A 532-nucleotide genomic window follows, 5' to 3' on the forward strand; every position below is an offset into this window, starting at 1 on the left:
TACCCGATTAAGAGAATAAAAGAAAAAAGACGGTTACGGGTTAAATAGACCACGAAAAAAGAAAAACCCGTCAAAAAGATCGTGGTCGGTACAATATAAGTAAAAAGATAAAACAAGGAATTCCACCCGTTAAAAGCCAGTTTACTGACAAATAAATTAACGAGTATCCCCAAGAACAAACTTATCGCACCGAAAAACAAAAAAACAATGACTATACCTAAACTCATCCCACCCGTGCAAGAAGCGTTACTCTGTGGCCGAGAATCGATAACGGCAAGAGTATCCAGCTTGCGGTTCCTGTAAATATAATCTCCCGCAAGGTACAAAAACGGCAAAACCTGCAAGAGATTAAAGAACCAGGCGTTGGTCGCGGGAATAAAGGAAGGAAGCATCGAGTAAAAATTATCACCCGTACCGGAAAAAGTACCCTGAATATTCAGTTGATAAATTAAAGTCGTGACCAACAGTGCTAAAAACAAAAGCCATAAAATCCAATCACGAAATAATAATTTCACCTGGTAACGAACTATCG

General features: G+C 38.9%; 1 protein-coding gene. It reads right to left on the reverse strand.

Annotation, left to right across the window (positions count from 1 at the left end; translation table 11 throughout):
* A partial coding sequence (locus DMB45_RS14785; RefSeq protein WP_181416533.1) for a hypothetical protein occupies positions 1-515 on the reverse strand: 515 nt, incomplete at its 3' end.
* Positions 516-532 lie beyond the last annotated feature (17 nt).

Source organism: Sanguibacteroides justesenii (assembly GCF_003204205.1).
GTDB lineage: Bacteria > Bacteroidota > Bacteroidia > Bacteroidales > Marinifilaceae > Gabonibacter > Gabonibacter massiliensis.